This window comes from Ruegeria sp. SCP10 (assembly GCF_040329495.1).
Lineage (GTDB): Bacteria > Pseudomonadota > Alphaproteobacteria > Rhodobacterales > Rhodobacteraceae > Ruegeria.
The window spans coordinates 434,067-448,538 of record NZ_JBDZYF010000001.1; the positions used below are offsets into that span (position 1 = coordinate 434,067).

Annotated in this window: 12 protein-coding genes; 3 read left to right on the forward strand and 9 right to left on the reverse strand. The window is 57.9% G+C overall.

Annotated features, from left to right (window positions below):
* Nucleotides 1-81 precede the first annotated feature (81 nt).
* Genes ABLN87_RS02220 through ABLN87_RS02230 form a run of 3 tightly spaced genes read left to right on the forward strand, consistent with a single transcriptional unit; the run spans nt 82 to nt 2,813 of the window.
* On the forward strand, nt 82-1,590 hold the full coding sequence (locus tag ABLN87_RS02220; RefSeq protein ID WP_353007111.1) for a CHAD domain-containing protein: 1,509 nt from the start codon (nt 82-84) through the stop codon (nt 1,588-1,590).
* A 3-nt stretch (nt 1,591-1,593) separates the two neighbouring features.
* Nucleotides 1,594-2,349, forward strand: coding sequence for a ParA family protein (locus tag ABLN87_RS02225; protein WP_353007113.1), 756 nt, complete (start codon nt 1,594-1,596; stop codon nt 2,347-2,349).
* On the forward strand, nt 2,346-2,813 hold the full coding sequence (locus ABLN87_RS02230; protein WP_353007115.1) for a CYTH domain-containing protein: 468 nt from the start codon (nt 2,346-2,348) through the stop codon (nt 2,811-2,813). The genes ABLN87_RS02225 and ABLN87_RS02230 overlap by 4 nt, the downstream gene beginning before the upstream one ends.
* 2 nt (nt 2,814-2,815) lie before the next feature.
* Here ABLN87_RS02230 and ABLN87_RS02235 read toward each other — a convergent pair whose 3' ends face one another.
* From ABLN87_RS02235 to ABLN87_RS02275, 9 genes are all read right to left on the reverse strand, one after another.
* Entirely contained in the window at nt 2,816-4,180 is a 1,365-nt protein-coding gene (locus ABLN87_RS02235) for an ATP-binding protein (RefSeq protein ID WP_353007118.1), read from the reverse strand.
* A complete protein-coding gene (locus tag ABLN87_RS02240) occupies nt 4,173-4,853 on the reverse strand; it encodes a response regulator transcription factor (RefSeq protein ID WP_170530173.1) in 681 nt (226 codons plus the stop codon). The genes ABLN87_RS02235 and ABLN87_RS02240 overlap by 8 nt, the downstream gene beginning before the upstream one ends.
* 193 nt (nt 4,854-5,046) lie before the next feature.
* Complete coding sequence (locus ABLN87_RS02245; RefSeq protein ID WP_353007121.1) at nt 5,047-6,483, reverse strand: Do family serine endopeptidase; 1,437 nt, start codon at nt 6,481-6,483, stop codon at nt 5,047-5,049.
* A gap of 742 nt (nt 6,484-7,225) precedes the next feature.
* Complete coding sequence (locus ABLN87_RS02250) at nt 7,226-7,843, reverse strand: nucleotidyltransferase family protein (RefSeq protein WP_353007123.1); 618 nt, start codon at nt 7,841-7,843, stop codon at nt 7,226-7,228.
* A 31-nt stretch (nt 7,844-7,874) separates the two neighbouring features.
* Nucleotides 7,875-10,292, reverse strand: a complete 2,418-nt coding sequence (locus ABLN87_RS02255; RefSeq protein ID WP_353007126.1) for a GcvT family protein — start codon at nt 10,290-10,292, stop codon at nt 7,875-7,877.
* 122 nt (nt 10,293-10,414) lie between these two features.
* Nucleotides 10,415-11,731 carry an HlyC/CorC family transporter gene (locus ABLN87_RS02260; protein WP_353007129.1) on the reverse strand — a complete coding sequence of 439 codons (1,317 nt, stop codon included), beginning with the start codon at nt 11,729-11,731 and terminating at the stop codon, nt 10,415-10,417.
* Between the two features lie 63 nt (nt 11,732-11,794).
* On the reverse strand, nt 11,795-12,748 hold the full coding sequence (locus tag ABLN87_RS02265) for a site-specific tyrosine recombinase XerD (RefSeq protein ID WP_353007131.1): 954 nt from the start codon (nt 12,746-12,748) through the stop codon (nt 11,795-11,797).
* Between the two features lie 5 nt (nt 12,749-12,753).
* Entirely contained in the window at nt 12,754-14,271 is a 1,518-nt protein-coding gene (locus ABLN87_RS02270; protein WP_353007134.1) for a hypothetical protein, read from the reverse strand.
* Entirely contained in the window at nt 14,261-14,410 is a 150-nt protein-coding gene (locus ABLN87_RS02275; protein WP_170530159.1) for a hypothetical protein, read from the reverse strand. The genes ABLN87_RS02270 and ABLN87_RS02275 overlap by 11 nt, the downstream gene beginning before the upstream one ends.
* Nucleotides 14,411-14,472 lie beyond the last annotated feature (62 nt).

Below are 14,472 nucleotides of genomic sequence, written 5' to 3' on the forward strand. Positions count from 1 at the left end.
TCCAACCCAGCGCTGTCACCCCAGCATTGGCGCATTCCGGTTTTGCTTGTGTTCCGACGGATCTGAAGATTTCATGTCCTCATGAGTTTCGAGACTGAGACGTTGTTTGTCCTGCGCGGCGCGTTTGATCCAGCAAAGTTTGTCGGGCTGAATCTGCGATATGATCCGGAACGGGCCTCCAAGCCCTTTGTTCTGTTGGATTGTCATGACCAGTCGATCCGCGCATCCGGTCGGACGCTGCTGGAGTTCGGTGGGTCATTGCACTTGCTGGATGGTCAAGGCGCGCGTTGGAGCCAAAGGTCCAAGGGTGAGGGGCGTTTTGCACAAGACCTGCCAGGCGGTCCGGTCCGCGATGCATTGCACCGGTTTCCAAAATTGCGCGCATTGATGGAAATTACTTCGGGCGTGGTCGAGGAGGGCAGCCTTGCGGTTCTCGATGATCTCGAAAAAACACAGGTGCGAGGTTGCGTCACGGTTTTGTCGACCGCAAACGGGCAGGTGACGGTTATACGCCTCAGTCGTCTGCGGGGGTATGACAAGGCCTACCTCCGTGCCTGCGACGCGATGTTGGCGGCTGGTTCGGACAGAGCTGACCTGTCTGCAATTGTTCAAGCGTTAGAGCCTGGTGAGGCCCCATATCGGGCAAAGCCCGAGATCACTTTGGGACGATCAGAGCCTTCCATTCAGGCGGCTATTGATATTATTCATACTTTTCTGAAAGTTGCGCAGCAAAATGAAAGTGGAGTTGTCGCTGATATCGACACCGAATTCCTGCATGATTACCGCGTTTCTCTGCGCCGAATACGATCCGTCATCAGCTTGTTCAAAGGGGTTTTCTCTGACGATCAGACCGCTACGCTGAAAAAGACCTTCTCAGATCTGATGGACCCGACCGGGCGCTTGCGGGATCTGGATGTCTACCTTCTGGAAAAAGACATATATTACAGCCTTGTACCGCACACACTTCAACCCGGATTGGATGCCATGTTCGGGCAGTTCCAGAAAGAGCGTAGGCAGGAACTCTCGCGGCTGACCCGCAGGTTACGCAGCAAAGCCTATCAAAGTCAGATGGCAGAGCTAACGGCGCTGTTCAGCACCACCGAGTGTCTGCAACCGGGGCCAAACGCGCAGCGCGGGGCCTATGACTATGCCTGCGCCCTGATCTGGAAGCGCTATCGCAAGGTCTGTAAAATTGCGCGCAGCATCACGCCTGAAACGCCGGAAGAGGTTGTGCACGATCTGCGGATCGATTGTAAGAAATTGCGCTATCTGATGGAGTTCTTTGCGCCCCTTTTCGATGTGAAAGATTTCAAATCTATTCTCAAGCCACTAAAAAAGCTTCAGGATAATCTGGGCCTGTTCAATGACTACTCGGTCCAGCAAGAGGCGTTGCAGCAGTTTGCTGCCCAGCAATCCAACGCCCGAGGACGCGTTGATGTAAAGATCGGTTTGGCGATCGGAGGGCTGATCGCGGTGCTGGATCAACGGCAACGGGCGGAGCGTGACCGCGTGATCGCCAATTTCCAGCACTTCGATGCCTCTGACACCCGTCAGATGTTTCGCCACCTGTTTCATCGGTCCAAGGAGTGAGGAATGAAAATCATTGCCTGTTACAGCAACAAAGGCGGTGTTGGAAAAACCGCCACTTCGGTCAATCTGGCCCACGCCTATGCGGCGGCGGGAAAGCTGGTCTTGCTGTGCGATCTTGATCCGCAGGGGGCGTCAGGGTTCTATTTCCGTGTGAAACCTTCGAAGAAGCTGACGGATGCGCGGTTCTTCGAGGATGTTAAGCGCTTCACCAGCGCCATTCGTGCAAGTGATTTCGAAGGGCTGGATATTCTTCCCGCGAACCTGACCTTTCGTGACTTTGATGTGTTTCTGTCGCGCATGCGGAACAGTCGGTCGCGCTTGAAAAAGGCTCTGACGGCGGCGGGCAGTGATTACGATGTCATCATCCTGGACTGTCCGCCCAACTTTTCGACCCTGTCCGAAAACATCTTTAAGGCCGCAGACCAGATCGTTGTGCCGGTGATCCCGACAACGTTGTCCGAACGGACCTTTGAGCAGCTGGTTGGGTTCTTCGACCAGCACAAACTGCCGAAGAAGAAGCTGAAAGCGTTCTTTTCGATGGTGCAGCAGCGCAAAACGTTACATCAGCAGACGATGGCGGCGATGCGCAAAGCCTATCGTAAGCGCTTCATGCGCAGCAGCATTCCATTCGCGGCGGATGTCGAAAAGATGGGTCAACATCGCACCCCGGTGGTGACCTATGCCCCGCGCAGTGCGGCGGGGGCGGCCTATCAGGCACTTTACAACGAGTTGGAAAACGGGGTGGTTTCGACCAAATGAGCAAGGAAATCGAACGTAAGTTTCTGGTCTACACCCTGCCAGACCTGAGCGGCGCACAAAAGGCTGTCGTGCGACAGGGCTATCTGACGGCCCCCGAGGATTCGACCGAACTGCGCCTGCGGCAGAAGAATGACCAGTATTTCCTGACACTCAAAGGTGCAGGGGGGTTGGTTCGGGTGGAGCGTGAGACCGAGATGTCCGCTGAACAGTTCGAAACCTTTTGGCCCGAAACCGAGGGGCGACGTGTTGAAAAAGAACGCTTTACCAACAGTTTGCCAGATGGGCGGGTTTTCGAGCTGGATATCTTTCAGGGTGCGTTGGCACCATTGCGGCTGGTCGAAGTGGAATTTTCCAGCGAAGCCGAGGCACTTGGTTTCACGCCGCCCACGTGGTTTGGTGCTGATGTGACCGAAGATAAACGCTATAAAAACAAGAACCTGGCCATTGATGGGGCGCCTGGCTAGACTCAGCGCGACAGGTTTAGCGTAACCTCAAGGCCCGGATCACAGTTGCGGGCCACGAACTTCCCTCCATGCATATGCGTGATCGCAGCAACCAGCGCCAAACCAAGCCCGGCATTGCGCTCGGTTCGGGCTGGGTCGAGCGTGACAAAAGGCAATTGCAGGCGGGGCAGGTCTTTGGGGGGGACGCCTGGCCCCTGATCGCGCACGCTGAGCTGGGCGAACTGGTCGTCCTCACCAATTGTGATGGTAATAGTCGTGTTCTTGGGCGCGTATCGCATTGCGTTTTCCAACAGGTTCGACAGCGCTTGTGATAGCAACGGGCGGTGACCCTGCACTGGTGCGGCCTCTCCTTCGACCTTGAGTTGGATGTTTTGGTCAGCGGCAACCGGGTCGTAGAGTTCGATCACATCGCCAACGAGGTGCTGCAGATCGATTTCTTCGAACTGTTCGCGGCCCAACCCGGCCTCAGCCCGTGAAATTTCGGTTAGCTGCCCCAGCACGCGCAAGACGTGGTCGATTTCCAAAGTGGCGCGGGTGATATCAGCCTCGCGCTCCTGCTCGCTTTTACCCGGGTCAGACAGCGCCTCGACCCGTTGTTTTAGACGCGACAGGGGGGATCGCAGATCATGCGCAATCGAATTTGATGTCGTGCGTAGGTTGCTGATCAGCTCCTCGATCCGGTCGAGCATGTTGTTCAACGTTCCCGCCACTTGGTCGAACTCATCGCCGGTACCACGCAAGGGCATGCGCCGCGACAGATCACCCGAAACGATGTTTTCCGCGGTGCTTGCGATGTCCGACAGGCGGGAAAAGACCAAGCGGGTGAACAGCCAGGCGGTGAGCACGCTCAGAAACAGAGCAATGCCAAGGGCCAGCGCCACGGATCTCAGCAAAACCCGATCAAACTGCTGACGCGCGACAGCATCTCGACCGACGATCAGGCGCTCTTGGCCGGGCAGGCGGATCGAGGCGGCTGAGACTGGAACAAGTTGGTCGTTGTCAGCGCGGCGCAGTTCCAGTTCCACCCAGCCACTGCCAGCCGTAATATGTTCGGGCCATTGCTTGAGGTTTCCAACCAGCTTGTTGCCGAACCGATCCGTCAGCAGGTACAGCGCATCGCGCTCCGATGCGCTGGGAAGGCGGCGTTCGATGGCTGTGATCAAACCGATCAATCCACGACGTTCATATTCGTCGGCCAGCCCTGTGAGTTCCGCTGAAACGACCGAGCGGGTCTCGGATTCAATGCTGCGATTTGCTGTGAAATAGACCAAGGCCAGTACGGTCGCTGTCAGAAAAATACTGAGCACCATACTGGCCAGTACCAGACGTGTTCGGGAATTATTCAGAGAAAGCCGAAGGTTATCCATCAGACATCATGTAGCCTGAACCTCTGACGGTTTCAATCAACGGTGCTTCTCCACCCTCATCCAACTGGCGACGCAGTTTCGAGATATGGACGTCGACAACATTGGTGTTCGGGTCGAAGTGATAATCCCAAACGCCTTCCAGCAGCATGGTGCGCGACACGACGCGGTTCTTACGGCGCAGGAAGAACTCCAGAATCTGAAACTCGCGCGGGGTCAGGGTGATCTCATGCCCGTCGCGGGTGACCTTGCGGGTCAGCAAATCCATCTCAAGGTCTTTGCAGGTCAGCGTTGGTGTCTCTTCCGATTCCTGGGGGCGGCGCAAGAGTGCCTCGATCCGCGCATGTAGTTCCTGAAACGAGAAGGGTTTGACCAGATAATCATCCGCGCCCGAATTGAGCCCCTTTACACGCTCGTCCACCGCACTCATCGCGGTCAGCATCAGAACCGGTGTCTTCAAACCGGCTGCGCGCATGGATTTGATCAGCGACAGCCCGTCCAACCCGGGTAGCATCCTATCCAGCACGACGGCGTCGAATCCACCATCGGTGGCGTGATACAGACCCTCGCGGCCATCAGCGGCAACCTCGACCACATATCCTTCTTCGCCAAAGCCCTTGGCGATGAAGTCCCGTGTGTCTTCGTCATCTTCAACAATCAGAAGGCGTCGGCTCATGATCGGGTTCCTTTCTATCGGAATTTAAACACAATTTCCGTACAAAGCACATGGTTTTGACGGGGCTGCCTCAACAACTCTGTGCCGGGTGCAGCCTCGCGCACCCGGCACGCCCGACGGATTGCGGACAAACCAATCCAGCCGGGAGGCGCACGCCAAATATCCCCATCATGAGGCGTGCGCGGGTTTGGGATCAGGCGATCTCGACCGCTACGAAAATCTGGTTGCCGCCGCGATTGATCAGCACCAGTGCCGGGTCGGTTTTTTCGCTGTCCAACGCGGCCTTGAGCGCGTCGGGTGTCAGCGTGTCCTGGCTGCCCAGTTTGACGATGACATCGCCGCGCTGCAGACCGGCTTTAGCCGCTGGGCTGTCAGGCTGCAGATCAGTCACAACCACGCCGTCGACACCCTGTGCCACGCCCATCTCGGCCCGTGCGGTATCGGTCAGCGGAGCGACGGTCACGCCCAGTTGAGTGCCCGAGACCTCGGGATCGACCGGGATATCCGCCTCGGCTGATGCCGATTGATGCTGCCCGATGGTCAATTGAAGCTCTTGCTGGTCACCATTGCGTAGCACCGTCAGAGTGCTTTCAGTGCCCACCTTGGTGGTGCCAACCAAAAGCGGCAGATCGCCACTGTTATCAACGGCTTCATTGTTGAAGCTCAGTATCACGTCACCTTGTTGCAGGACGCCTTCCGCTGGGCTGCCAGCGACAACATCCGAAACCAGAGCACCAGTCGATTTATCGATGCCAAGGGCAGCGGCAAGCTCCGGGCTGACATTCTGGATCGAAACACCCAGCCAACCGCGGCTGACCTGACCATCGTCGCGCAGGTCGGCTGCGATATGTTCAACAATGTTCGAGGTGACGGCGAAGCCAAGACCGACAGATCCGCCACTTGGCGAATAGATGGCCGAGTTCACGCCAACAACTTCGCCTTCCATGTTGAACAGGGGGCCGCCGGAATTGCCTTTGTTGATTGCTGCATCTGTCTGAATGAACTCGGCATATGGCCCTTGTGAGATGTTGCGGCCCTTGGCCGATACGATACCTGTGGTCACGGTCGAGCTGAGCCCGAACGGGTTGCCGATGGCCACCACATCTTCGCCAACACGGATTATGTCACTGTCACCCAGTTCGACGGCTTGCAGCGCTTCACCCGCATCAATCTTTAAAACGGCAATATCGGTCAGCGGGTCGGTGCCGATCACTTCAGCCTCAAAGCTCCGATCATCGTTCAGGCGCACGGTCACGCTTGTGGCGTTGTCGACAACATGGTGGTTGGTGATGATGTACCCGGCCTCATCCAGCACAAATCCAGATCCCAATCCCTGTGCTGGACCGCGTTGTGGTGCCTGGAAGCCTTCGGGCCCACCGAAGCGCTTAAGAAATTCACCAAACGGATGGGAGTCGAGGTCAAAGTCTTGGCCGGATGCGGGGCGAGTGGTCGGATCCTGCTCGGCGATGATGGTCACGACCGAAGGGGATACGGTTTCGACCAGATCAGCCAGCGCTTCATCCGCCAGCGCGGGCAGGGCAGTGGATGCAAGCAACGCGGCGCCCAATGCGCTTGCGCCGATCCAGCCGGATTTCTGGGGCAAAAGAAGCGAGGATTTACGGATGCTCATTTAGGTCTCCTGTTTGTTTCACGCGATTGCAATCGCGCGTTAAAACCGGAGATATGCCGATAATCTGGCTGTTACCTGATGGTTTCGTTAAGAAAACTTAATTTTGCCACAAAGGGGCGGTTGAGTGCAGAGCATCGCCGCCTGGGGATTCGTTGAGTCCTTAATGGTCGCGTCGAAGAATCAGTGGATTGTTGCCAAAATCGGCGTCAAACAATCAAATCTATTGCATTGCCTTTCTTTTGAGGACAATGCGCACCACTCAAAATTCGAAAATTAGGTGATCGTCCTTGGGTTGAGCGTTGAATTTGCTGGTGCAGAAATTCATGTACTAACTGGCTATTTTTATTGCCTTTGGGTCAATTATGCGTGCTCATAAATGGTGTTTCGCCGCAAGGGCCCTATCTCGGACACAACTTAAAGTAATGTTGACAAAAGCGGGATGTTGCTCAAAAGCCAGAAGAGCAGTCCTGAACTGGTTCGTTTTGCCCAATTTTATATTGTTTTGAGAGATCAGATCGGGGTAAATGATCTTACCCAAGTGAGGGGGAGCCGAAAGCACTAGGGGGTGCCGACGGTGTTCTCGATCTCAGGTAGTGTATGTTGCATGTTAACGAGGGGGTCTTGTTTAGGTTTCGCAGCATAGTCGACCAGCCCGTTTGGCGTTAGGTTGCGCATTTGAGATTGAAGAAAGTGGTAGTCCTTTATTGGGTACGCGGCCCGGTTGGCAACAACCGGGTCGCAGCTATTTGGGGGGCGGGGTATTGCCGTCCCGAAACTTTCGCCAGTTCGCCCAGTCTTCCGGTGTATCCAGGTCATACAGCGCGTTTCGACCGGGAAGGGGCACCAAGCACAGGCGCGCACCGTTCGAACGTATGACGGATTGCGCACCAGTATCTCCGGTCAATTGCGATAAGGTGGCAAAAAGGCTTTGGTCGAACAGAACCGGATGACCGGGTTTGCCGCTTTGGGTAGCACCTCGCCAGATCAGATGGTCTGGGTTCTGCTGACGAGCGCGCAACACCGCCTTCAGATCGTCTGGCGTCAGGTCCGGTAGGTCTGCGAGCATAACCATGGCCGCGGGCGAAACGGGGCTGACATAGGCCAAAGCGCCCCGCAGGCTTGCATTCATACCTTCGGCTGCATCCGGGATTGGTACGATCTGCACATCAAGCCCCGATAATGCCTCGTACCGTGGATGAGGCCGTGGCGGTAGCGCGGCAATGACCGGTCCGGCCGCCATCGCGGTCAGAGCCGAGCGTCTTAACAGGGGAATACCGTCAATCTCTTGAACAAGCTTGTCGGTGCCGCGCATACGGCTTGATTGCCCTGCGGCCAGCAGCAGGATCGGTATCTGTATCATGTGGACAACATGCCGCCCCAGTGGCGGTAAGTCATCCCCTCATGCGTGCGCCATCCGCATCAAACAGCGGGGTCGAGATCACACGGGCCTTGCGCAGATCCCCCAGGATTTCGATTTCAACGTCCAGCCCGTCCTGCGCACGGTCAGTTGGCAGGAACCCCAAGGCAATGGATTTTTGCGCGTGGTGGGAATAGCCGCCGGAAGTACAGAACCCAACAACAGCGCCGTCCAGCCAGATTGGCTCATAGGCGTTGACGTCCGCATCTGCCGCATCGACTTCGAAGGCCACAAGTTTGCGTGCAGCGCCCGCTGCGCGATCCTCTTCTGCAGCAGCGCGTCCCATGAAATCTGCGTTCTTCGAAAATGAGATGAAGCGATCCAACCCGGTTTCAGCCGCAGTATAATCGGGCGAGAACTCCCGCATCCAGGAGCCAAAGAACTTATCCAGCCTCAGGGACATCATGGCGCGCATGCCAAAAGGCGTTATGCCAAACGGTTGCCCGGCCTGCCACAAGGTCCACCAAAGCTGCCTTTGCGCCATCGGATCGCAATAGATCTCATAGCCCAGATCGCCGGTGTAGCTGACCCGTTGCACAATGCAATCGGTCATGCCGATTGTCATCTGGCGCACATCCATGAATCTGAGGTTCAAAATATCCTCACGTGTGCAGGCCGACAGGACCTGCGCGGCCTTCGGGCCAGCGATCTGGAAGCCGTTAAGTTGATCGCTGATGTTGTCGATGGAAACTCCATCGATTGCGTTTTGCTGGAACCAGCGCATGTGGAAGGCCTGACTGCCATAAGAGGCGGTCAGGCGGAATTCGGTCTCACTCAGGCAAGACACAGTGAAATCCCCGATCAGTTTGCCCTTGGGCGACAACATCGGTGTCAGTGAAAGGCGCCCCGGCTGCGGAATCCGCCCGGCCATTATCCGATCCAGCCAATCCCGCGCCTGTGGCCCCGCGACCCGGTACTTGCCGAAATTATGCACCTCATTGATGCCAACACCGTTGCGGACGGCGCGGACCTCGCGGCCCGTCGCCTCGAATGCATCCGAGCGGCGGAAAGAGGGAGTCTCAGAGCCGGGCTCATCGCCTTGCGCGAAATAGTTTGGCACCTCCAGCCCATATTGCTGACCCCAAACCGCGCCCAGATCGCTGAAGATGTCATACATCGGCGTGGTGCGATTGGGGCGCGCGGCGGGCAGTTCCTCGTTCGGGTAGGCGACGCTGAACCGTTTCTGATAGTTCTCAATGACCTTCGGGCGGGTATAACCGGGGCTGATCCAGTTGCCGAACCGGGCGACATCCATGGCGAAGACGTCACGCTCCGGCTCACCCTCGATCATCCATTGCGCCAGCGTCAGGCCAACGCCGCCGCCTTGGCTGAACCCGGCCATCACCCCGCAGGCCGACCAATAGTTGCGCATTCCGGGCACCGGCCCGATCAGAGGGTTTCCATCCGGTGCAAAGGTGAACGGCCCGTGGATCACCGATTTCACCCCGGCCTCGGCCAGAACAGGGAAGCGGTTATAGGCAAACTCGATACTGTCGGTGATCTTGTCATAGTCATCCGGCAGCAGTTCGTGCCCAAACTCCCACGGCGTTCCATCCACGGCCCAAGGCTTGCAGGGTTGTTCGTAGAACCCGATGCACAGGCCACGCCCTTCTTGCCGCAAGTAGCTCTCTCCAGCAGGGTCCATTACGTGTGGATGTTCTCCTCCTGCGTCGATGATCGCCTCGATCTGGGGGATCGAGTCTGTGACCAGATATTGATGCTCCATCGGGTGCAGCGGGAAATAAACGCCCGCCATCGCGCCGACCTCGCGCGCCCAGAGGCCGCCTGCGTTGACAATATGTTCGGCGTGGATCGTGCCCTTGTCGGTGACTACATCCCAGGTGCCATCTACCCGTTGGTTGGTTTCGCGCACCATGCAATGGGTCTCGATCGTGGCGCCGCCCATTCGGGCTGCCTTGGCGTAGGCATGGGTTGTCCCCGATGGGTCCAAGTGCCCGTCCAGCGGATCATAGAGCGCACCGATGATGCCGTCGGTATTGGTGATCGGCGCGATTTTCTTGATCTCATCCGGGCCGACGATTTCGGTTTCCAGCCCCATGAACCGGTGCTTGGCGCGTTCGGCCAGCAGCATGTCGAACCGATCCTGATTGTCAGCCAGCGTCACCCCGCCCACATGGTGCAATCCGCAGGACATGCCGGTGATCTCTTCCAGCTCTTTATACAGGCGGATCGTATAGCCCTGCAGCGCCGCCATGTTGGTATCGCCGTTGAGAGTGTGAAACCCGCCCGCCGCATGCCAGGTCGAGCCCGAGGTCAGCTCGGACCGTTCCAGCAACATCACGTCTGACCAACCCAGTTTGGTCAGGTGATACAACACCGAACAGCCAACAACGCCACCGCCGATCACGGCCACACGGGTTTGAAGTTTCATGACTACCTCCGTCAGAATTGCGCTCAGTCTGATCGGAGGGTGGTGTTCTGCATGTGAAAATACGACAAAGTTTGTCGGTTAGAGCGCATCAGTTTTCACCGATGCGCTCTGATTGGCGCATGTTACAGCGTGGGAAGAGGTCTGATCTTCAGCTCCGTGATCCGATTGCCCTCGCGCGACGTCACCTCGAACCGGAAGCCGTGAAACGAAAAGACCTGACCCACAACGGGGATCATCTGAGCCTCATGGATCACCAGCCCGGCCAGGGTGTTGGCCTCTTCATCGGGCAGGGACCAATCCAGCGCGCGGTTCGCGTCGCGGATCGTCATCGCCCCTTCGACAAGGTATTGCCCATCCTCGGACCGTGTGACGGGCACGTCCTCTTCGATATCGAATTCGTCTGCGATCTCGCCCACGATTTCTTCGAGAATGTCTTCGAGGGTGATCAACCCTCTCAGTGATCCGTATTCGTCGACCACAAGCGCGAAGTGGCTGTGCATCCGCAGAAACTCACGCATCTGGTCATCCAGAGTGGTGGTTTCCGGAACGAAATAGGGGTCATTGGCGACCTTGGCGATATCGAAAGACTTCAGCCGATCCGCATCGCCATCGGTGCCGCCAACCTGCGCATACATGGCGCGGAACAGGTCTTTGGCATGGACGACGCCAACGATGTTTTCAGGTTCGTCGCGAAAGACGGGCAGGCGGGTATGCTGGCTTTCCAAACATTGCTTTAGAATGGCCTCGGGCGCGTCATCTGCATCGATCATTTCGATGTTGGATCGGTGAAGCATGATCTCTTCCACCACCCGGTCACCCAGGTCGAGCGCGCCCAGAATGCGGTCCCGGTCTTCCTTTTCAACCACGCCTTCAGAATGGCCCAGCTGCAAGGCGCCCGCGATCTCTTCCCGAACGGCGAGGATGTTGCTGTCGGGGTCAATCCGCACACCGAACAGGCGCAGAACGCCGCGCACCAGCAGTCGTACTGCGGCCACGATAGGCGAGAATACGGTGACAACGACGCTGATGATGGGCGCAACTGCCGAGGCTGCTTTTTCCGAGTTGGTGATCGCATAAGTCTTGGGCAGAACCTCGGCAAAGATCAGAACCAGCAGGGTCATGACCAGCGTCGCCAGCGCCACGCCGCTTTCGCCGAACAGCCGTGTGAACATAGCAGTGGCGAGCGAGGCCGCTAGAATGTTCACCAAATTGTTGCCCAGCAGAACCGATCCGATCAGACGTTCATTATCTTCAGTGATTTCCAGCGCTTTTTTCGCTCCGCGAGAGCCTTTGTCGGCCTGCGCGCGCAGCTTTCCGCGGGATGAGGCCGTGAGTGCGGTTTCCGAGCCGGAAAAGAAGCCTGACAGGAAAAGCAAAAGCAGGATGGCGCCAGCGGTAAGCCAGAATGCGCCGTCGATCAGAGAGGATGTGGGTTCCATCGGTCCTTGGTTGTTCGTGTTTCTGCACCCGTTATGGGGATGCTGCCCCTATGGATCAAGGGTTTAGCCCTGATCTTTGGGGTCTTTGGCCAGCGGGTGATGCTCTAACACCAGTTCGGCCAGTCTTTCGTCCAGAACATGGGTGTAAATCTCGGTCGTGGCGACATCTGCATGGCCCAGCAGGGTCTGGATCGAGCGCAGATCAGCCCCATTGGCCAGAAGATGCGTGGCAAACGCATGGCGCAACGTGTGCGGCGTGACCTTTGCAGGGGAAACGCCGCCAGCAACCGCCAGGTCCTTGACTAGAAGAAAGAAGCGGTGCCGTGTAAGGTGCCCCGATTTCCCGCGCGAGGGGAACAGGAACCGTGATTTCTGCCCGCCTTTCTCAAGTGCGTTCTCTTCGGCCTCATCGCGCTGCACCAGCCAATCGGCCAGCGCGTCGCGGGCGGGTGGGGACAAGGGCACCATACGCTCTTTGCCGCCTTTGCCCAGAACCAACAGCATGCGTGGGTCGCCGCGCGCCGAGGAGACTGGCAGCGAAACCAGTTCGGTCACGCGCATGCCGGTGGCGTATAGCAACTCCATCAGGCAGGTGTTCCGGATCCGGTCTAATGCGCTGCGCCCGGTTGTACGTGCGGCCTCAAGCAGGCGGTCCACTTCTGCGACGTCGAGCGTTTTTGGTAGCCTCTTGGACCGGCCGGGGCCTTTGATCTGAATTGCGGGGTTGGCGTCTCTCCATCCTTCTTCAAAGGCAAATCGAAAGAGTTGTTTGATCGCTGACAGACGGCGCGCGCGCGTGGATTTCGATAAGCCTTGGGCGTCGCAATCGATCAGATAGGCTTCGATCTGGTCGCGGTCTGCGTCTCCTAGCGCAATCTTCCGATAGTCCAGCCATGCGGCAAAATCCTTCAGGTCGCGTCCATAGGCTAGCAACGTGTTGGTCGCTGCCCCAAGTTCTGCTGCTTGTGCCTGTAGAAAGGTAGAAATCCACAACTCATGAGAGGCTGGCGCGCTCATCACGGTCACCGTTGCAGGATCAAAAGGGTTAAGGCGGCGCGTCTTGCCGTGTCCTCCAGACCCACACGTCGAAAAGCAGCGATGGCGGCAGACAGGTCCACAAGGTTCCCGCGTGCGCCATGTGCGAACATCTGCATGGCTTCCAGCAGCGCTTCACCCAATTGGCCTTGGTCCAGCAAAGCGTCAATATCAGGCGGCACCGGAGCGGCCCATTGAAACCCCTGCGACACCGCATCCGCCAGGGGTGATGGAGAAATCGCACGCCCCGGGTCGCCTTGTGCGAGGGCGGTCAGGAACTGCGTCTCGGTCGAGGCGTCCGGTGGGGACATGGCGGCCTGTTCATAAAGCTCGGACAGCATCAGAATGCGCCACCGCAGCGCGTCTGTCGCGGGCACGGGCAGGTTTGCGCGCGCCAACTGATCAGCGAACAGCTCGGCAAACGGAACCTCAAGCCCGACGCTGCGCATCTGATCCCAGACGCGGGGCAGGGTCTTGCCGATTGCCTCGGCATTGCCGGTTTTCAGAGCGCTTTCGAATTGTTGAATCGCTGACACCCGGTCCCAGACGGCGCCCGAAGCGGCTGGCTCACGCTCGGTATATAGCCCAAGCAACTGGTTGGGGGTGAGCGCGCCGATCCGGGTCAGGCGTTCGGCGGCTTCGATCTGAGCTTTCCAGCCAGCCACATCGCGCAGGTCCGCATTGGCAAAAGCGCGCGGCAACGGCGCTGAAGGCAACCGCTCTCCGATCGCTTCGAACAGGCGAAAGGTCAGGGGGTTCGGATCGTCCGGTTGGGGAAGATAAGCCGCGTCTTCATAAAGTTCGGGGCTCAGAAACCGATCCAGTAGGTCCAACTCCTCGGGTGGGAGGATGTTCAAGGCATGTGCGGCCTCAAGCGTCAGAGCAGCCGACGCCCAATCCCCCCGGCGCGCCTTGCAGAAGATCTGCACCGCATAGTTAGAAGACAGGTGCGGCTGCGCGATCAGAGCGGTGCAGCTGCGATCCTCATCCCCGGTCAACAGCGTGGCATCAAACCAGCGCTGAAAGCGCGCCATCGTGTCAGTAGGGCCGGCCAGTTGAACAAGCGACTGCGCGGGATCGGCGGCGCCAAGCTGTATCAAACGATCCAGCCGGGCCAGCAACAGGGTCTCCTCAGCACCTGACCCAGCAGGCGCACGGGATTCCGACAGCAGAAGCGTAAACAGCAGGCGCTGCATAGCCGGGTTGGTCTTGACCGGAACGCGCGCGATCAGTTCAGCCAGACGCGCGGGATCGCTGCCCTGCCATAAGTCGACCGGCAGCCCGGTGACCGAGGATGACACAAGGCCCAGCGGCTGAGACAGTGCCTCAAGCGGCGTCACCTCGACCTCGGGCTGAATGCCGTTTTGTGTTACGGGCGGTTCCAGCAGGACCGTGCCAGGTAAATTTTCTGGCGGTTCGGTCAGCCATTTGATGGCCGACAGGGGCTCCTGCGCGCTCGCGGCCCCGGCCAACAGCACTGCCACCGCAATGTGCTTAGTCGACATCCAGAGTAACCGGCTCACGGATTTCGCTTTGAGGGGCCGAGAAATCGGCCCCAAAGAACGGGCCGATATAGGCATAGCCCACGAGCCCGATGAAGCACAGGCAAATTATATATATCAGGAACTTGATCAGACGGCCCATGGCGTCACGCTGCCTCAATTTTTGATTTTGGCCAAGTTATAACTGGCATTTTTTCCAAGATC